Below are 19669 nucleotides of genomic sequence, written 5' to 3' on the forward strand. Positions count from 1 at the left end.
GAACTCGATATCGCAGTAACGGCGAGATCGACGCCGATTGGCGTGTTCGGCAGCGGCACAATTCCTTCCCACGCATTCACGATCTACGGGGATGCCATCCGCGTTCCTCCGAACAGTCCCGTTGTTCCCGAACCGACTTCGCTGGCTCTCGCCGGTTTCGCCGGCATCGGAATGGCCGCAAGCGCGTGGCGCCGACGTCGTCTGTCAAAGTCCGAAGCCGCCTGAATCGGCTGATCGAGAAACTGAAACCAAACCGCGGGCGGCCTCTCATTCAGGCCGCCCGCGATGCGTGATGCTCTGTCGCGAAGTCCGATTCCTGCTTCGCAGACTCCGATTTCGCTGGGAAATCCCTCTCGCTCCGACGATGATTACCCGAGGTTGACCGCCCGCCCCGGGATCGACGTCATGCCTCTCGCCAGCCCCCCCCGCGTCAATTCGCTCTACGGCGTCGGAGTCTCAATAACTCTCCATGCCGCCGCGCTGGGTGTGTTGCTGCTCATTCACTTCCCGATCCCGGCCGAATTCCCCACCGACCCCGTCACCTCCCGCTGGTCCCCGACAGAAGCTCCGGCGCTCATGATCGAACCGGAATTGCCGATTGCACCCAACCGGGCGCCCGTCGCGGCGACAGCCCTCCCGGCGATGGACCTGACCCCCGAGTCGTCAGCGGCGGAAATCCCGGATCTCACGATCGAAGTCGGCTCGATCGCCACCGGGCAGAACGCCGCAAAACCGAAGGCCGCAACCGGCCCTCGGAAAGGTCGCTCCGGCACAGGCCGGGGGACCGGACAGGGAACCGGGGCCGGTCAACCCTTCTTCGACATCCCCGGTCCCGGCGAAAGCATCGTGTTCATCGTCGACAATTCCCGCAGTATGAACCACCCCCACGACAGCGAGTTCAAGACGCGCTTTCGCCGCGTCAAAGCCGAGCTCATCCAGTGCATCGCCCAGATGCCCGCGGATGGCAGGTTCTCGGTGATCTTCTTCTCCCGCGAAGTCTATCCCCTCCCGGCCCCGGGCCTGCGATCCGCCGACCCGGCCACCAAAGACGCCGCGCTCCGCTGGGTCGGCGGCATGGAATCGGGCGGCAGCCCCACCGATCCCCGCCAGGCTGTCGCGCTTGGCCTCCGCCTCCAACCCGATCGAATCTACTTTCTCACCGACGGCGAATTCGAACGCGGCGCCAATCTGGCGCTCATCAAACTCCGCCAGGAACGAACCGCCATCGACACGTTTGCCTTCGGCGAACGCCTCGGCGAAGACGTCCTCCGGCAGCTCGCCGAGCACAATCGCGGACGCTACACGTTCGTCCCCTGATTTTTCCGCCATTCGTGAAACTTCCAGCCCCGTTGGTAATCGGCCTTCCGCCCTTTCCATTTCGCCAGTTTTTCGCAATAGTCTCTACGAATCCATTGACCTATCCCCGCCCGGTATCTCGGGTTCGGCTGATCCGCATTCCCCGACGCGTCCCGCGGGCCGAGTTCCTATGAACAATCCTCCGACCTCCGACTCCCAGGAACGCCTGCGATCCGTCAGCTTCCTGAGTCTGCTCGGCGTCCAGTTCCTCACCGCCCTCAACGACAACACCTTCCGCTGGCTCGTCGTCCCGCTCGCGAAACCGTTGCTGAAAGACGACGCCGCCGCGCTCTCGCTCGGCCTTGTGGCCATCACCCTGCCCTTTATTCTGCTGTCAGCGCCGGCGGGATATCTGGCCGACCGGTTCGCCAAGGGTCGAGTCATCTCGGCCTGTAAGTTCTCCGAGATCGTGATCCTCGCCGGCGGCATGCTCGCCATCCTGACCGGCAGTGTGCCGCTGCTATTTCTGACGATCTTCCTGACCGGGTCGATGTCGGCCCTTTTCGCTCCGTCGAAACTCGGCAGCCTCCCCGAGCTCGTCCACGACAGCCAGCTCTCCAACGCCAACGGCCTGATGGGCCTGATGAACGTCGTCCCCTGCGCGCTCGGTTTCCTGCTCGGCAACTACCTCGCCGGCCTCATCCAGCCCACCCCGGAAACCGCCATCACCTTCGCCCGCCTGGTCCCTGCCATCGTCATCGTCATGACCATCGCCGTCGCCGGCTGGGGAGCGAGCCTGCTCGTCAAGCGGGTCCCCGCCGCCGATCCCGGCCGGCCGTTCTCGTGGAATCTGCCGAAACAGTCGATCGAAGGGGTCGTCGAGCTCGCCCGCGACGGCGCCCTGCTCCGCACCGCACTCGGGATCGCCTTCTTCTGGATGCTCGCCTCCCTCGCCAACATGAACATCGACCCCTTCGGCATCCACGACCTGGGGCTCTCCCAGATGGGGATCGGCGTCCTTGGCATGACGCTCGTCCTCGGCGTCGCCGTCGGCAGCGTGATGGCCGGGCTGTGGTCGGGCCATCAGATTGAGCTAGCCCGCATTATTCATCACCCGGTTCGTCGCAGCGGTCTGAGAGCAAGTGGCCGTTGAACGGTGATCTGCGCCGGGCGGTGCGCGGAAGGCCCCCCTCCCCGGGGACGTTGAATGGTGATGTCGGGTCCGTGGCGGCGCGACGGAGGAGGCCAGTCAGGAGGTGCGCGGCCAAGCCAGCACCGCCTGCGAGATCCGGCGGTACTCTTCCGCATACGGCCAGCTCGCGCTCAACTTCACGACCACCCGGCGGGCGCTGACCGTAATCTCCGCCGCCGCCTTGATCAGATGCTGACGCCATGTCGTAGCGAACCCCTCGCCCAGCGGATCCTCGCGACGACGACGATTGAACCAGCCTCGCCGCTGCCGGTCGGCGAACGCTTCCACCGGGATCTCTCCGCTCGGATCGATCGTGGGGAGCGGGCGCGCGGTCGCCCGCCGCAGACGCACGAGCAGGTTCAACGCCGCTGTGTGCAGGTGCAGCCGGAAGAAGTTTGCGAGGAAGCGGTGATCGCTGAGCCGATCCGCCGCCAGCTCCCGCTTCAGCTCCTTGTTCCGGTTCTCGCTCTCGCCCCGCTCGGCGTACTCGTCGTAAACGGCCGCCGGGTTGACGGTCCAGCCGGGCCGGTTGGTCGACACGGCCCGGCGGTTGGTCCCCTGTTCGTGGACTTCGCACTTGACGACGACCTGCCGCGGCTGCGGCCACGCATCGGCCTGGTACTCCAGCGCCAGGAACAGCCGCTGCTTTTCGCCGGTCTCGTCGAACTGCTGCTGGGCCTGCGCCAGCAGGGCGTCGCTGGCGGCTTTCAGGCGGGCATTCATCGCCAAGCCGAAGGTGTGCGTCAGCCCCAGTTCGGCGCAGACGTCGTACATCAGCGGCACGCCGAAGCCGCTGTCGCCGCGGACGACGATCTCCACGTCCGGGAATCGCTCGCGGATGCGGCGGGCGAGATACCGCAGGTCGTCGTCCGCTCCGAGGAACGCCGCGCAGGTGCCGTGACGCAGCCCGACCAGCGCGACCGTGTCCGTCTCGGCGCAGGTGATGGCGATCGGCAGGTACTGGTACTGCTCGTAGTAGCCGTGAAAGGCGATCAACTGCTGCCGGCCGTGTGCGGGATCGTCGAAGGCGTCGATGTCGAGCGTGATGCGGGACGGGGGCGCGGCGAAGGCGTCGAGGAACTGATCGCACAGGACGTCCCGCAGACGTTTGAGGTCGGCGATCGTGACGGCGTTTTCGAACCGCGAGAGCGTCGGCTGGCTGGCCAGATCGCGCCCGTCCGGCTGGCGATCGCAGACCAGCTTGAAGGCGGGGTCGCTGCGCAGCGCATCGTGGTCGTTCTGGTCCTCGTAGTCGGCCAGGATGCCGTAGATCCGCTGCCGGACCAGCGACCGATTCGAATGCCGGACATCCCCGGTTCGGGCGTCGGTCAGCGCGTCGGCGAAGCGCTGCGTCAGACAAATCGCCTCATCGAACTGGCGGATCGGCAAGAGCCCGGCGTCGCCGGTGAGCTGCGCCCGGGAGACTTCGATTTCGATCGGTTTTCGGGGGAGGAAATCGAGGACAAACGGCAGCACACCCTGTAAACTCATGCCCGGCCTCCTTGTGGCGTTGAAGTGCTGATCTGACAACACCTTCTACGCCGCGGGAGGCCTTTGCATTGGAGCGCCGTGAATAATTCGGGCTAGGCATTGTGCCGGTCGGTGCCCTGGGCATCACTCTCTGCTCGTTCGTCCTCTTTGCCGCCGGCTCGCACTTCGAATTCTCTTCACTCAATCTCGACTTCCAGATCGCCTGCGGCGCGCTCTTCTGCCTGGGCGTCAGCGCGGGCCTGTTTGACGTTCCCCTCGAAGCCTACCTGCAGTACCGTAGCAACCCCGCCCGGCTGGGGGTCGTGGTCGGGGCGACGAACTTTCTCGCCTTCTGCGGCATTCTGCTGATCGCAGGGCTGTTCTGGGTGTTGCGCGGCATGTGGGGCTGGTCGGCAAGTCAGGTCTTTCTCCTCGCGGGACTCGCCACGATTCCCGTCCTGATCTACATCGTCGTGCTCCTCCCCGGAGCCTGCATCCGTCTCCTCTTCGGTCTCTTCGTCAAGCTCTGCTACCGCATGCGGATCTACGACCGGCAGCGCGTCCCCCTCGCCGGCGGAGCCCTTATGGTCTCCAACCACGTCACCTGGGTCGACGGCATCCTGCTGATGCTCGCCGCCCCCCGCCCCGTCCGCTTTATCGCTTTCGCCGATTTCGTCCATCACCCCCGGCTGAGATGGCTCGCGAAAATCTACGAAGTCATCCCGATCAAAGCCGACGCCGGCCCCAAGGCCCTGCTGCAGTCCCTCAAAACCGCCCGCGAAGCCGTCGAACAGGGCAGCCTGGTCTGCATCTTCGCCGAAGGCACCCTCACCCGCACCGGACAGATGCAGCCCTTCCAGGGCGGCCTGCTCCGCATCATCAACGGCACCAACGCCCCCGTGATCCCCGTCTATCTGCACGGACTCTGGGGGAGCATCTTCAGCTATCGGGGGGGCAAATTCTTCTGGAAGTGGCCCTCCCGCATTCCGTATCCGGTCTCGATCCATTTCGGCGAGCCGATCGCCGTCGTCGAAAACGTAGAAACTGTCGCCAGCGCTGTTCGTCAACTGGGAGTGGAAGCCGTGGAGCGGGCCAAGTCGACCGAGTTCGTCCTGCCGAGAATGTTCCTCAGAGCCTGCCGCCGCGGCATGAACCGCACCAAAGTCGCCGACTCCGGCGGCGCGCAACTGACCGGCGCAAAACTCATGGCCGGCTCCCTCGCGCTCCGCAACAAGCTCGTCGCCAAGCACTTCGCCCCCGACGAAAAAATGATCGGCATTCTCGTCCCTCCCTCCGTCGGCGGCGTCCTGGCCAACACCGCCGTCACCCTCGCCGGCCGCGTGTCGGTCAACCTCAACTACACCCTCTCCGACACCGATCTGCAGTTCTGCGTCCGCGAAGCCGGCCTCAAACACGTCCTCACCAGCAAGAAAATGCTGGAAAAACGGCCCGTCGAACTCCCAGGCGTCCAGTGGATCTTCCTCGAAGATCTCAAGACCGAAATCACCGGCTTCGACAAAGCCATCGCCGGCCTCCAGACCTACGCCACCCCGATGTTCATTCTCGACCGCTGGCTCGGCCTGACCCGCCTCAAGCCCGACGATCTCATGACCATCATCTTTACGTCTGGCTCCACCGGCGAACCCAAGGGGGTCATGCTCTCCTATCACAACGTCGGTTCGAACGTGACTGCGGTCGATCAACTGTTCCAGTTCGACGACAACGACTGCATGATGGGCGTACTCCCCTTCTTCCATTCGTTCGGTTACACCGCCTGCCTCTGGCTGGTCATCGCCCTTAAACTCCGCGCCGTCTATCACTACAACCCCCTCGACGCCCGCGAGATCGGCAAACTCGCCGAGAAGCACGGCATGACCATCCTCATGGCCACCGCCACCTTCCTCCGCAGTTACATCAAACGCATCGACAAAGAGCAGTTCTCCAAACTCGACCTCGTAATCGTCGGGGCCGAGAAAATGCCCCTCGATCTCGCCGAGCAGTTCCGCGAGAAATTCGGCGTCATGCCCTCCGAAGGCTACGGCGCCACCGAAACTTCTCCCGTCGCCGCGGTCAACATCCCCGATCACCGCAGCGACATGACCAGCCAGAAAGGGACCAAGCTCGGCTCCGTCGGCCGGCCCCTCCCCAACGTCGTCGTCAAAACGGTCGACCCCGACACCGGCGCCGACCTGGGGATCGACAAGGAAGGCCTGCTGCTCATCAAAGGCCCGAACATCATGCAGGGCTACCTCAACCGCCCCGACAAAACCGCCGCGGTCATCCACGACGGCTGGTACAACACCGGCGACATGGCCAGAGTCGACTCCGAAGGTTTCATCTTCATCACCGGCCGCCTCAGCCGGTTCTCCAAGATCGGCGGCGAAATGGTGCCGCATATCAAGATCGAAGAACACCTCGTCCGAATCATGGAAGACGCCGAAAACGACGAACCCGGCCCCGTCGTCGCCGTCACCGCCGTCCCCGACGAGAAAAAGGGCGAGCGGATCGTCGTGCTGCACAAGCCCGGCAAGAAGCCCATCCCGCAGGTCCTCAAGGAACTTGCCGAATGCGACCTCCCCAACCTCTGGCTCCCCGGTAACGACTGCTTCGTCGAGGTCCCGTCAATCCCGCTGCTGGGAACCGGCAAAGCCGATCTCAAGGCGATCAAACAGCTCGCCCTGGAACGCTTCGGAAAGGCATAGGCGCCAATCGTCTGCACTGTGCAGAGACCAGCTCCCCAACCAGAAGTGCGCGCATAACCACAAAACTGGCGGTGGCGAGCGGCGCGAGAAAAGTCGCGCGCAAGTGGCGTACCGTCTGTGATCGGAGCAGCCCCCTGCACAAGTTCTCCGAGTGCAGGAGCACCGGGCGCGCCAGGTCCTGCACTTCATGCCGCCTTCCGTCAACGATGACCGCGGCGGAGGCGCCGGGAGCGGCGGCAAATCCGTGCCCCGCTGATCGCAATTCCCGCCTCGGACTGATCGAGGCATTCAACGGCGTGCTTCGACATCGCCCGTCGTCAAATCCCTCCGACCGATCGCGCCCCCTCCCCCGATACAGCCTCTCCGTCGCAGTCCCGCCTCAGCCAACTGCGGAAGCTTGCGATTCCGCAATGTCGAGGACCTTTAAGCATTACAAATCGTTCACACTTCAACCTGACATATCCCTTTCGGTTTGCACCCCGGTATTATTCTCAACGAGCACTGACGATACCCCCCGCCGAATTCCCGCCAGATGACTGACCATCTCCGGTTTCGCTTTCCGCCGCACTCCCAGAGCCAGACTCGAACACGTCGAATCGAGAGGTACGCACAGACACGATGAAGATCTCAGCGATTCCATTCATTTTCCTGGCGCTGATGCTCCCCTCCCTGTCCGGCTGCATGTCGGAGGCCGCTTCGCACGAACAGTCGCACGAAGACTCCCACTCCGAATCCGATTCCGAAGAGGGCGCCGAGCACCACGCTCATAAAATCGTGGTCACCAGCCCCGTCAAACAGGACGTGATCAACACTCAACCCTACGTCTGCCAGATCCACTCCTGCAAGCACATCGAAGTCCGCGCCCTCAAAGGGGGATATCTGCAGGAGATCTGCGTCAAGGAAGGACAGGCGGTCAAGAAGGGAGATCTGATGTTCCAGATCCTCCCGACGCTCTACCAGGCCGAGCTCGACTCCGAAATCGCCGAAGCCCAGCGGCTCCAGATCGCCCTCAACAACGCCATCACCTTGAACCAGAAGGGGATCGTCTCCCCCCAGGAAATCGCCCTTAAAAAGGCCGAACTGGCCAAGGCCCAGGCCAAGGTGCAGTTGGCGCAGGCCGAGTTGAACTTCACCAGCGTCCAGGCCCCGTTCGACGGCATCGTCGACCGCCAGCACAACCAGTTGGGAAGCCTCATCGAAGAGGGCGACGTCCTCACCACGTTCTCCGACAACAGCCTCATGTGGGTCTACTTCAACGTCCCCGAAGCTCGCTATCTCGAGTACAAGGCCGAACTGAAAGCGGACGGAGCAGACGACGACGGAAACGACAAACGCCTGCAGATCGAACTCCGACTGGCCGACGGCCAGATTTTCCCTCACAAAGGCAAGATCGGCGCCATCGAAGCCGATTTCAACAACGTGACCGGAAACATTCCCTTCCGCGCCGACTTCTCCAACCCCGAGGGCCTGCTGCGCAATGGCCAGACCGGCACCATTCTGATCCGCCGCCACATGAAGGACGTCTTCGTCATTCCTCAGCGGGCCACCTTCGAGATTCTCGATAAACGCTACGTTTACGTCGTCGACGACGATCACGTCGTGCACCAGCGCGACATCACGACTCAGAGCGAGCAGGACGACATCTTCATCATCGAAGACGGCCTGCACGAGAACGACAAAATCATCTTCGAAGGCATTCGCCAGGTTCGCGACGGCGAAAAGATCGAATACGAATTCCTCGCCCCCGAAGACATCCTCGGCAACCAGAAGCATCACGCGGAATAGGCGACCCGCAAACATGGCCCCAAGGATTCTGCAGCCGCCGGCGTCGGCGATCCCCATCTCGCTGCAGAATCCTGCTCCCGGACGGACTGGCGATCACGATCCTGCCGTTTTCTCCCCCGCCGTCGCAACGCCGGACGTCGTCGTCCCCGACGCGGTTCCTACCCTGCGCCCGGCGCGGAATGTCTTTGTCCCCCCCGGCGGGCGCCTTCGAGCGTCCCGGCAGACGCAGCGTTTCCGCCATCGACCAATCCCCCGACTTGCACCAGCGCAATATCTCCCGTCCAGAGTAAACTGGACGGTGTTTTGATCTTCGAATTCGGCCTTCAACAGGACGACGGACTTTTCTGCGAAGGATCCCGCCAGGGTCGCGACGGCGACCAGACCGCCGACGACGTTCCCTCCCCGCAGAGATCCCCGGCAACCTGATGCGTTCCGCGAAATAGGCAGCCCTCAGAAATGTTCTCAAAGTTCCTGCATCGGCCCGCTCTGGCAATCGTCATCTCCCTGTTGATCCTGCTCATGGGCGGACTGGCGATTTTCGCTCTGCCGATTTCTCAGTTCCCTGACGTCGCCCCCCCGAGCGTCGTCGTCGCGGTCTCCTTCCCCGGCTCCAGCGCCAAAATCCTCGTCGATTCGACGCTCGTGATCCTCGAACGCGCCATCAACGGCGTTCCGGACATGCGCTACATGACCTCCGCCGCCACCAGCGCCGGCGAAGCCACCATCATGATCACCTTCGAACCGGGCACCGATCCGAACGTCGCGGTCCTGAACGTCAACAACCGCATCCAGATGGTCAAGAACCAGCTCCCTCCGATCGTCGAGCGCGAGGGCATCATCGTCATGCAGAACATGACCAGCATGCTCATGTACGTGAACGTCTTCAGCCGAGACCCGAATATCGATCAGAACTTTCTTTACAACTACGTCAGCGCCAACCTCCTCCCCGAAATCCAGCGGACCCGCGGCGTCGGCCGGGCCCAGATCCTCGGCAACCGCGCCTACGCCATGCGCGTCGAACTCAACCTCGAACGCATGCGCGCCTATTCCATCTCCTCCGCCGACATCATGGAGGCGATCAAAGAGCAGAGCATGATCGGTTCCCCCGGCCGCCTCGGCCAGGCGACCGGAACCACCTCCCAGACGATCGAGTACGTCCTCACCTGGATCGGACGCTACGACAAGCCGGAGCAATACGCGAACATTATCTTGAGGTCCAACCCGAACGGCGAGATCCTCCGGATCAAAGACGTCGCGAAAGTCACCCTCGGCTCCGCATTCTACGACCTCTATTCGGACATCGACGGCCTCCCTTCCGCCTCCATCGTGCTCAAGCAGATCCCCGGCTCCAACGCCGCAGACGTCATTAAGGAAGTCAAAGAGAAGCTCAAGGTCTTCAAAGAAGAAACCTTTCCGCCCGGCATGGACTATGCCATCAGCTACGACGTCTCCAACTTTCTCGACGCCTCGATCGAAAAGGTGCTGCACACGCTGTTTGAGGCGTTCATTCTCGTCTCCCTCGTCGTCTTCCTGTTCCTGGGAGACTTTCGAAGCACGCTCATCCCCACCCTCGCGGTTCCGGTCTCGCTGATCGGAACCTTTTTCTTCATGAGCATGTTCGGCATGTCGGTCAATCTGATCACGCTTTTCGCGCTCGTGCTGGCGATCGGCGTCGTCGTCGACGACGCCATCGTCGTCGTCGAGGCGGTGCATGCCAAAATGCACGAGAAACACCTCTCCCCCTACGCCGCAACTAAAGAAGTCGTCGGCGAAATCAGCGGCGCCATCATCGCCATCACCCTGGTGATGACCTCCGTGTTCATTCCCGTCACCTTCGTGCCCGGCGCAGTCGGCGTCTTCTATCGCGAATTCGCACTCACGATGGCCATGTCCATCGTCCTCTCCGGCGTCGTCGCCCTGACCCTCACCCCCGTCCTCTGCGCCATGATTCTGAAACCCCACACAAAACACGAACAGCAGCGCGGCCTGATCGGCTTCGTCAACCGCTGCATCAAGCGCCTCGCAGGCCGCGGCGCCAACGCCGTGCGCGGCGTGCTGGCCCTCCTCCTCGGCCTGGCGGCCGGGTACGGCGTCTACGAGCTCCTGCACATCGAACTCGTCCACGAAGTGGTGTCGGAACAGATCGAATTGACCGATACGACGACCGCCGTGATCGGCGGCGTCATGGCCGTGCTGTTCGCACTCACCTTCCGCTCGATGTTCTCGGGCAGCGAACCGGGCGAAGTCAAAAAACGCGGGCCGATCGGCATGTTCCTGCGCGTCTTCGACCGGGCCGTGGAATGGGTCACGGGCGGCTTCGTCGCCATCGTCAGCCGGATCGTCACCCGACGCCTGCTGACCATGCTCGTCATCGGAGCGTTCAGCTACGGCATCCTGCTGGTCAACCAGGTCCTCCCCGCCGGCTTCATTCCGCTCGAAGACCAGGGGGTCATCTACGGGATCATTCAGACCCCTCCGGGATCGACGCTCGAATACACCAACTCCAAGTCCCACGAGCTGCAGGCGATCTGCAAAGAGTTCGACGAAATCACGTCGGTCACCTCGCTGGCCGGCTACGAAATTCTGACGGAAGGCCGGGGTTCGAACGCCGGAACCTGCCTGATCAACCTGAAGCCCTGGGCCGAGCGCGAGCTGACGTCGAAAGAGATCATCGAGCGGCTGGAGAAAAAAGGACGCGAAATCTCCAACGTGAAGCTCGAGTTCTTTGAGCCTCCCGCCGTCCCCGGTTTCGGCGCCGCCGGCGGCTTCTCCCTCTGCCTGCTCGACAAGACGAACAGCGGCGACTACGACGCCTTCGGAAAGGTCACCCAGGATTTCCTGGCAACCCTGGAGAAACGTAAAGAGCTGAAGGGCATTTTCACCTTCTTCGCCAACAACTATCCGCAGTACGAAATCATCATCGACAACGACGTGGCCATGCAGAAAGGGGTGTCGATCGCCGACGCAATGGACAACCTCTCGATCGTGGTGGGCAGCACCTGGGAGCAGGGCTTTATTCGCTTCGGTCAATTCTACAAAGTCTACGTCCAGGCCTCCCCCGAGTTCCGACGGTACCCCTCGGATCTGGAGAACATGTTCGTCAAGAACCACGAAGGAGAAATGGTCCCCTACTCCGCGTTCATGAAAATCGAGAAGCGGCAGGGCATGAACGAAATCAACCGCTACAACCTGTATACGACCGCGATCATTCAGGGGGCTCCGGCCCCGGGCTACAGCAGCGGCCAGGCCATCGCGGCGATTCAGGAAATCGCCAAAGAAACGCTCCCCTACGGCTACGGCATCGGCTGGCAGGGCCTCTCCTACGACGAGGCCAACAAGGGGAACATGGCCATCTACATCTTCCTGATCGTCATCGTCTTCGTCTATCTCGTTCTGACCGGACAATATGAAAGCTTCCTGCTCCCCCTGGCGGTGATCATTTCGCTGCCGGTCGGTCTGTTCGGCTCGTTCCTGATGCTCAAGGGAATGGGACTGGCCAACGACGTCTACTGTCAGATCGGCCTCGTCATGCTGGTCGGCCTGCTGGGCAAGAACGCCATTCTGATCATCGAATTCGCCGTCCAGCGCCGCCACGAGGGCCTCAGCATCAAGGACGCAGCCATCGAAGGGGGAAAACTCCGATTCCGGCCGATCGTCATGACCTCCTTCGCCTTCATCGCCGGTCTGATTCCGCTGGTCCGCGCAACCGGTCCCGGCGCCATCGGCAACCGCACGATCGGCACGACCGCCGTCGGCGGTATGCTGATGGGAACATTGATCGGAGTCCTCGTAATTCCCGGCCTGTACTACCTGTTCGCCAAGATGTCCGACGGTCGCAAACTGATCCAGGACGAACATGATGCGCCGGTCACCGAAATCTTTGAGCGCCACGAGCCCGCTGAGCATTCCTGATCTCGCGAGCCGGGAGGATCGGTTGACGTTGCCGGGCGATCGCCCCGTGACCCGCCGGCGTGAAAGCAGACGGTTTTCGGAACCCGATCTCTTCCTCCGCCTCGCAGCCGCCTGACGTCTGCCGGGCGGCGGCGAAGACCGAGGGGATCGGATCTCGAACGCCTCGGCTTGGCCGCATCGGACTCCTCCAAGTGAGCCGAACGGCGAACGCCTGCGGAATCGGCAACCGGCGTCCGAGCTGGCCGCAGGGTGAGCCGTCCGTTGGAACCTTTCGCCGGGAAACCCCATTGACGATGCGGGCGGCCTGACTCAGGGATCTCTCGTTTGGGTGAGGCAGACATTCCAGTCTGTCTCCGATTCTTCAGCCGGCTGCTGCGGAGTGATTTCCAATGGCCCCGCGGATGATAGATCCCGCGGCGCAACCCCTATGGCATCCCCGCGGCCATACTCCCGCTCGCGGTCGCCCCCCATTTCTCGCCCACGGGCAAGGGCTGACAAGCCCGATCTCGTCAGGTCACGACCAGCCCTGCAGGCTGACGCTCAAGGAGCTGTCGAAGTTCGGTGGTGAGAAAACGGGCACTGTGGAGGCCGTAAGGATTTGTTCCGCCCCTTGATCCCCACAGAGGAGACGGAAGGAAGTTGCTCCGCTGCCGCGGGGGCGTTCGTCAGGGAAACGCGGGCTCCGCGCAGGACGGGTGGCTGGGGTCGGGCGTCTGCGACCGCCCCAGCGAATGCAGACTGGCTTCAACCCCGGGGGGGCTCGCCGACAACTCATTTTTTCCCAAACACAGAACCGGCGTGTTCCTCAGGAGCCACGACCGAAACAGAGTCCGTCCCAAGACGGACGGAGTGCAACCCCTGGGACAAAACACTCGCCGTGAGTCAGCTCGAGGCGGGGCCGGCTTGCAGTCCGATTCATCGCCCTCCCGGAGACCAACCGCGACGGCAGAACGAAAGCAAGAAGAGCAACTGACGTGTCCGCATCTCCACATCCTCCAGCTCATCGGCCCGCGATTCCGTCGCCGTCAGAGCGGTTCCTCCCAGCCCTTCGAGAAGCATTCTGCAGCAACGTCCGAATCCTTTCGAAACCGGATATGAATGCCCGTACAGAGCTTTTTCCCGAAGTGAGGGACCCTGAAGGGGTTGTAATGAAATTCTCCCACGGTCCCACAACGGGGCATTTTCCAGCAGTCCGAGGCCCTTTCTGCGGGAAAAATAGGCCAGATAGCGGCGACCGCGTGTAGCGGGCGACGTTTTTCTGCGGACTGGTTCGATTGTTCTGCCGATGAGGACTGAGCCGACTCCGACTCCGCCCATCCGCACGCAGCCCCATCCCGATCGACCGCAGGGTCGAGACATCGGGATTCCGCCAGCGCCGATGCCGCGTTAACGGAGCGCCGGCTCTCCGCAAATGGAGTGCGGGGAAGGGAAGTCTTCCGCCTTACGCTGAATGGCGACAGTCGAAGGTTGGTCAATGCGACAGCAAAATCCCTCCGCGCGGTCCTTGCGCGCCCGTCCCCCGCAGCGACTCGCAGCCGGCATGCTGGCCGGCATCGTGCTGCTGGCTCTGTCCGGATGCCGCACTCCCCAGCTTTACGGACCCGAACCGGGTCCCGTTCTGCCGGAGAACTTCAACGGGGCGACCAGCGCCGAGAACTCGGCCCACATCGGCCTCGCCGAGTTCTTCAACGAACCGGTCCTGACGCAACTGATCTCGGAAGGCCTGGCGCAGAACCAGGAGTTGAAGATCCGGAATCAGGAAGTCGAGATCGCCAGCAACGAAATCATGGCCCGTCGCGGTGCCTACCTCCCCTTCGTCACCGCCGGCGCCGGGGGCGGGTTCATGAAAGGGAGTCGCTACACTCCGCTGGGAGCCGCGGAGGACCAGCTCACTTATCCGGGCGACAGGCATTTTCCCAGCCCGGTGCCGAATGTCGGACTTTCCGCCAATCTCAACTGGCAGGTCGATATCTGGCGGCAGTTGCGCAATGCCCGGGACGCGGCGATGCAGCGCTATTGCGAAGCCATCGAGGCGCGAAACTACTTCATCACCCGGCTGGTGGCGGAAACCGCCGAAAACTACTACGAACTCGCCTCTCTCGATCAGCGCCTGATCTATCTGAATCAGACCATCGAGCTGCAGCAGAAAAGCCTCGAAGTCGCCAAATTTCAAAAGGAGGCGGCCCGCGGCACCGAGCTGGCTGTCGTGCGATTCCTGGCCGAAGTCCGCAAGAACGAAAGTCAGAGCCTGATCATCAAACAGAAGATGATCGAGGTTCAGAACCGCATCAACTTCCTCGTCGGTCGCTATCCGCAGCCCGTCGAACGCGAGTCCTGGGATTTCATCAAGCTCGACTCGCGCATCCTGAACGTCGGCGTCCCCGCACAACTCCTCCAGAACCGACGCGACATCCTCGCCGCCGAACGCGAGCTGGCCGCCACAGGGCTCGACGTCCTCGTCGCCAAGGCGAATTTCTATCCCCGCCTCGACATCACGGCGGGCGTCGGCTTCGAGGCCTTCAATCCCAGATACCTGTTCGATCCGGGCTCATTCGTCGCCAATGCGGCGGGCGGGCTCGTCGCGCCGCTGATCAACAAGCAGGCCATTCGGGCCGAATACCTCAACGCGAACGCCCGGCAGTTGCAGGCCGTCTACAACTATCAACGCACCGTCCTCAACGCCTTCACCGAAGTCGCCAACAGCGTCTCCAAAGTTGAAAACTACCGCCAGAGCGTCGCCATCAAGGGCGAACAGGTCCAGGCCCTGGAACGATCCGTCACCGTCGCCACCGACCTGTTCCAGGGGGCTCAGCCCGAAGTCGAATACATGGACGTCCTGTTCGCCCAGCGCGACCTCCTGGATGCCAGAACCGTCCTGATCGAAACCAAGCAGCAGCAGCTCTCCGCCATCGTCAACGCCTACCAGGCCCTCGGCGGCGGCTTGATGGCGAATTCCGAGGAGGAATTCGCCGGCTACTTCTCCGAGGACGTCATGACCGCCCCCGATCAGCAGCCCGTGCCGCCCGCTCCCGCGGAAGCTGCCGAGTTGCCCGTTCCAGGCGCGGACGTTCCGCCCCCGCCATCGGGCAAAGCCAAAATGTGAGTAAACTCTGCCGGATTCCGTTTCGAGACCGCCGACGCCCGGGCGGCTCCTCGCCCCGGCAGAGGCGACGCTTCAAGGCCACGGGTGCAGCGGCGGGCGGCAGAGTCACCGACGCAAAACCGGTGGATCCATCCGGAATCGAATTCGCGGGAGCCCCGCAGAGCCAGTCGAGACGAAACCGCGCGACCTCGCTCGCAGGTGTTCCGTTCCGCCGCTCCTTCGGGGCTGAAGACGCCGAATGACCGACACGGCGTCCGCCGACAGCTCGGGCGCCGGAAAAGCTCCCGCGCCGCCGCACGCTTGATCCGCAGGAACTCCGACCAGCCCCGCCGGCGAGATGCGATCTGTCGACAAGCGAGGACGGCGCCCGGAACCTACCAGCGCTCGACAGGTCCCGACGGCACCGGAATGTGCAGTTGCGGCAGTTCGCCCGAGCGGCTCCCCCGGCTGGGGCCGTGTTCGCGAATGGCCGCCAGGGCCTCTTCCACTTCCTCCCGCGTGGCCGCCGATTGAAACTGGTTCCGCAGCGGAGCCGAAACGAACATCGCCTTCAAGTACCAGTGGGCCATCTTGCGGAACATGCTGATGGCCCGGTCTTCGCCCCGCAGCTCAGCCAGGTAGCCGAATTGCCGCAGCATGAGGTTCAGCCGGTCATCGAAGCTGCCCGCGGGAGAGACTTCGCCGGTCTGTTCCCATTCGACGAGCTGCCGGAAAATCCACGGATTCGCCAGCGCGCCCCGGCCGATCGCAATCCCCTGACACCCGGTCTCCTGGAACATCCGCCGGGCGTCCGCCATCGTCCGGACGTCGCCGTTGCCGATGATCGGGATCCTGTCGACCGCCTCGACCACCTGCCGGATGCCGGTCCGGTCGACGACGCCCCGGAAGCCCTGTTCGCGGGTGCGACCGTGAATCGTCACCGCCGCCACGCCCGCCTGTTCAAACTCGCGGGCAAAACCCGGCGCGGTGAGCTGGGTGCTGTCCCACCCCAGCCGCATTTTGACCGTCACCGGAACGCGGGAGGCCTCGACGACGCCGCGGACCATGCGAAGCGTAGCGTCGGCCTGGCACATCAGGCTCGCCCCGGCCCCGCCGCCGGTGATCCGGGCCACCGGACAACCCATGTTGATATCGATCGAATCGACCCCCCGCTCGCACAGCAGCCGGGCGCAGTCGGACATGATCACCGGATCACCGCCAAAGATCTGCACCGCAAACGGCCGGTCTTCCGGGCAGGTTTCGATGAGCTGAAACGACTTGGCGCTGCCGTCGAGCAGCCCCCGCGCGCTCACCAGGTCGGTCGTCGCCAGGCCAACGCCCCCCAGCTCCCGGACAATCCGCCGAAACGGCAGATTGGTGAAACCGGCCAAGGGAGACAGAACGTACCGGCTGGCCAGCGTCAGGCGGCCATACGCCAGGGGTGGGCTTTTCGCAAGTTGTTGCCAAAAATCGGGTTGCATCACGTCCACGGCCAAGGATCTCGTCGGGTTCGAGCCCCAAGTGTAGCGACGGAGATAGCCGAAGGCCACGCCCTTCGCGGACGCGCAGCGTCCTCCCCATTCTTCTCCTCACTAACCACCAGCCACTATCCACCAGCCACTTTTCCCCCTTCCCTTCCGCCCCCCCACCCCATCTGCTATCCTTCCCGGCTCGTTCGGACATCGGACTTCGCGGTTTTTCAGGGAATTCACCAATCATGGCTGCCCGGCTCACCACCAAGCAGAAGCGGAACCGTCGCTGGAAGGTCAAGCGCCGTAAGATCCGCAAGCAGAAGTACGGCATTTGATCGCCGTCCGCTGCAATGCACTCCTGAACCCCGGTTTGACCGGGGTTCTTGCGTTTTCAGACGCCCCGGCGATGGTCCGCAGTTCCCGATTCGGGTACCCTGCCCCGATCAATTTCCACTGATCGGTCTGCACATCCGGGTCTCAACTCCATGCACGATGCCGCTCCCCCCTCCCCGGCGGAGGAAGCTCCTTCCGCCGGCGCAGGGTACGCCATGCCCCTCTTCTGGCTGTACCTCGCCTTCTACGCCGGCTTCATGATCCTCAGCGCCTTCCGCATCGACCTGATGGGACAGCCGGTCTTCGCCGGACTGAACCTCGCCATCGTCTACGGCCTGGGTCTCATCGGCGGCGCCGTGCTGATGGCCCTGCTCTACGCCGCCCTCAGCCACGGCCCGGCACGGGGAGGCCGTCAGTGATTCACGAAGCCTCCTTCACCGCGGTCGCCGTCTTCGCCGCCTTCGTCGCCCTCGTCCTCGGCCTCAGCTTCTGGCTCGGCTCCCGCAAGCAGACCGCCAGCTCCTACTTCGCCGCCCACGGCGAAATTCACTGGTTCGTCAACGGCGTCGCCTTCGCCGGAGACTACCTCTCCGCCGCGTCGTTCCTCGGCATCTGCGGGATGATCGCCTTCTACGGCTATGACGGCTTCCTGTATTCCATCGGCTATCTCGCCGGCTGGATCGTCGCCCTGTTCGTCATCGCCGAGCCCCTCAAACGCCTCGGCAAGTACACCTTCGCCGACGCCCTCAACCACAAGTTTCAGTCCCCGGCGATCAAAGTCGCCGCCGGTCTGAGCGCGCTCGTCGTCAGCATCTTCTACCTCATTCCGCAGATGGTCGGAGCCGGCGCCCTCGTCCAGCCCCTGCTCGGCTTCTCGCACGCGATCGGCGTCCTGACCGTCGGCGTGGTGGTGATCCTGATCGTCGTCACCGCCGGAATGGTCTCGACCACCTGGGTCCAGTTCATCAAGGGAGGCCTGCTGGTCTTTCTCTGCACCATTCTGACCGTGATGATCCTCCAGCGCGGCTTCAGCACGCAGGACGTCGACGACCCGCTCAAGTCCGGCCCCGCCCGCCGGACGCTCGCCGAAGTCCAGAAACCGGGCGACGAAATCCTCCCCCCCACCGGGACCTGGAAAGACAAGCCCTACCTCCGCATCAAGAACGCCGAAGGCCAGCTCTCCGTCTGGCGAATTCAGAATCCCGCCGAAGGCGCCCCGACCGGCGACACAGTCGTCTGGGCCGCCCAGACCCTCACCACGCAAAACGGCCAGAAGTTCGTCAATGGACTCCCCCAGGGGACTCTCGACGGTCAGGCCGATTTCTACCCCACCGGCCACGTCCTGAGCCTCGCCGGCGACCGCAAAACGACTGGCCCCCTCGGCCCGCTCCAGTTCTTCCGCGAGCTCGACACCGCCGAGCTGATCACCTGGGGCTCCGAAAAACTCAAAGACGACGACGGGGCCGAAACCACCGTCTATTATCCCAGAATCACCCGCGGCGCGGATGTCCTCCTCCCCGGCGGCAGCCCCACCTTCTCCGGCCTCCGCAGCGGCAAGCTGATGGACAAGCTCGACTTCCTCTCGCTCATGCTCGCTCTCTTCTGCGGCACCGCCTCCCTCCCTCACATCCTGATCCGCTACTACACCGTCAAAAATCAGGCCGCGGCCCGGCTCAGCACGGTCGTCGGAATCGCCAGCATCGGCTTCTTCTACGTGCTCACGCTCTATCTCGGCCTGGGAGCGATGGCCAGCGGCGCGCTCGACGTCACCAACTCGAACATGGCCGCCCCCCTCCTGGCCCGCAGCTTCGGCGAACTGCCCTTCGCCGTAATCTCCGCCGTCGCCTTCACGACGGTGCTCGGCACTGTCAGCGGACTGATCATGGCCGCCAGCGGCGCCGTCGCCCACGACCTGCTCGAACACGGCTTCGGCTGGAAGTTCAACGACCACGAAAAAGTCCGCTGCGGCAAGATCGCCGCGGTCGTCGTCGGCGTGCTGGCGATGATCCTCGGCATCCTCTTCAAGAACTTCAACGTCACCTTCCTGGTCGGCTGGGCCTTCAACATCGCCGCCTCGGCGAACCTGCCCGCCCTGATCATGCTGCTGTTCTGGAAGGGGACCACTCGCCAGGGCATCACGACGGCCATCCTGTTCGGGATGGCCTCCTCGCTGGGCTGGGTCATGCTCAGCGCCCAGGCTTTCAAAGATCTCTACGGCTACACCGCCGCCGAAGCCGCCCTCGCCGCCCCCGTCCCCTTCAGCCAGCCCGGCCTGGTGACCATTCCGCTGGGCTTCGTGGTGCTGGTCGTGGTCTCCCTCCTGACCCGCCCCCCCGTCGTTTCAAAGTAGGGTGACGTCGAGTCTTCGAGGCTCACCTCTGCCATACGGAACTCGGAGAAAATCACCCGACATTCGACGCAGCCT

11 protein-coding genes are annotated in these 19669 nt (G+C 63.4%); 9 read left to right on the forward strand and 2 right to left on the reverse strand.

Annotated features, from left to right (window positions below):
• Window positions 1-42: 42 nt before the first annotated feature.
• From SH412_RS28650 to SH412_RS18375, 3 genes are all read left to right on the forward strand, one after another.
• A complete protein-coding gene (locus tag SH412_RS28650) occupies window positions 43-225 on the forward strand; it encodes a PEP-CTERM sorting domain-containing protein (RefSeq protein ID WP_419555819.1) in 183 nt (60 codons plus the stop codon).
• Window positions 226-405: 180 nt separating this feature from the next.
• A complete protein-coding gene (locus SH412_RS18370; protein WP_336519466.1) occupies window positions 406-1317 on the forward strand; it encodes a VWA domain-containing protein in 912 nt (303 codons plus the stop codon).
• 169 nt (window positions 1318-1486) lie between these two features.
• Complete coding sequence (locus SH412_RS18375) at window positions 1487-2449, forward strand: MFS transporter (RefSeq protein WP_336519467.1); 963 nt, start codon at window positions 1487-1489, stop codon at window positions 2447-2449.
• Between the two features lie 96 nt (window positions 2450-2545).
• Here the strand turns inward: SH412_RS18375 and SH412_RS18380 are convergent, their stop codons facing one another.
• Window positions 2546-3979 (reverse strand): IS1380 family transposase, encoded by a 1434-nt coding sequence (locus tag SH412_RS18380; protein ID WP_336519468.1) that lies wholly within the window; start codon window positions 3977-3979, stop codon window positions 2546-2548.
• Window positions 3980-4080: 101 nt separating this feature from the next.
• Here SH412_RS18380 and SH412_RS18385 point away from each other — a divergent pair, with 101 nt between their 5' ends.
• The 4 genes from SH412_RS18385 to SH412_RS18400 all read left to right on the forward strand — a co-directional run bounded on the left by SH412_RS18385 (window position 4081) and on the right by SH412_RS18400 (window position 15460).
• Window positions 4081-6660 carry an AMP-binding protein gene (locus SH412_RS18385; protein WP_336519469.1) on the forward strand — a complete coding sequence of 860 codons (2580 nt, stop codon included), beginning with the start codon at window positions 4081-4083 and terminating at the stop codon, window positions 6658-6660.
• Window positions 6661-7278: 618 nt separating this feature from the next.
• Window positions 7279-8445: an efflux RND transporter periplasmic adaptor subunit gene (locus SH412_RS18390; RefSeq protein WP_336519470.1), complete on the forward strand. Its 1167-nt coding sequence runs from the start codon at window positions 7279-7281 to the stop codon at window positions 8443-8445.
• A gap of 456 nt (window positions 8446-8901) precedes the next feature.
• Window positions 8902-12357, forward strand: a complete 3456-nt coding sequence (locus SH412_RS18395) for an efflux RND transporter permease subunit (protein ID WP_336519471.1) — start codon at window positions 8902-8904, stop codon at window positions 12355-12357.
• Window positions 12358-13831: 1474 nt separating this feature from the next.
• Window positions 13832-15460, forward strand: a complete 1629-nt coding sequence (locus tag SH412_RS18400) for a TolC family protein (RefSeq protein ID WP_336519472.1) — start codon at window positions 13832-13834, stop codon at window positions 15458-15460.
• 374 nt (window positions 15461-15834) lie between these two features.
• Here the strand turns inward: SH412_RS18400 and dusB are convergent, their stop codons facing one another.
• Complete coding sequence (gene dusB / locus SH412_RS18405) at window positions 15835-16920, reverse strand: tRNA dihydrouridine synthase DusB (protein WP_336519473.1); 1086 nt, start codon at window positions 16918-16920, stop codon at window positions 15835-15837.
• A gap of 476 nt (window positions 16921-17396) precedes the next feature.
• On the opposite strand from dusB, the gene SH412_RS18410 reads away from it, so the two are divergent.
• Both SH412_RS18410 and SH412_RS18415 read left to right on the forward strand, forming a co-directional pair.
• Complete coding sequence (locus SH412_RS18410; protein ID WP_336519474.1) at window positions 17397-17663, forward strand: DUF485 domain-containing protein; 267 nt, start codon at window positions 17397-17399, stop codon at window positions 17661-17663.
• Complete coding sequence (locus SH412_RS18415) at window positions 17660-19594, forward strand: sodium/solute symporter (RefSeq protein ID WP_336519475.1); 1935 nt, start codon at window positions 17660-17662, stop codon at window positions 19592-19594. The genes SH412_RS18410 and SH412_RS18415 overlap by 4 nt, the downstream gene beginning before the upstream one ends.
• Window positions 19595-19669 lie beyond the last annotated feature (75 nt).

Source organism: Planctellipticum variicoloris, assembly GCF_030622045.1.
Lineage (GTDB): Bacteria > Planctomycetota > Planctomycetia > Planctomycetales > Planctomycetaceae > Planctellipticum > Planctellipticum variicoloris.

Bases quoted from the DNA above. Each gene is read 5' to 3' on its own strand.
- SH412_RS18370 (WP_336519466.1), top strand. From the start codon at position 406: ATGCCTCTCGCCAGCCCCCCCCGCGTCAATTCGCTCTACGGCGTCGGA.
- SH412_RS18375 (WP_336519467.1), top strand. From the start codon at position 1,487: ATGAACAATCCTCCGACCTCCGACTCCCAGGAACGCCTGCGATCCGTC.
- SH412_RS18380 (WP_336519468.1), bottom strand. From the start codon at position 3,979: ATGAGTTTACAGGGTGTGCTGCCGTTTGTCCTCGATTTCCTCCCCCGA.
- SH412_RS18390 (WP_336519470.1), top strand. From the start codon at position 7,279: ATGAAGATCTCAGCGATTCCATTCATTTTCCTGGCGCTGATGCTCCCC.
- SH412_RS18395 (WP_336519471.1), top strand. From the start codon at position 8,902: ATGTTCTCAAAGTTCCTGCATCGGCCCGCTCTGGCAATCGTCATCTCC.
- SH412_RS18400 (WP_336519472.1), top strand. From the start codon at position 13,832: ATGCGACAGCAAAATCCCTCCGCGCGGTCCTTGCGCGCCCGTCCCCCG.
- dusB (WP_336519473.1), bottom strand. From the start codon at position 16,920: ATGCAACCCGATTTTTGGCAACAACTTGCGAAAAGCCCACCCCTGGCG.
- SH412_RS18410 (WP_336519474.1), top strand. From the start codon at position 17,397: ATGCACGATGCCGCTCCCCCCTCCCCGGCGGAGGAAGCTCCTTCCGCC.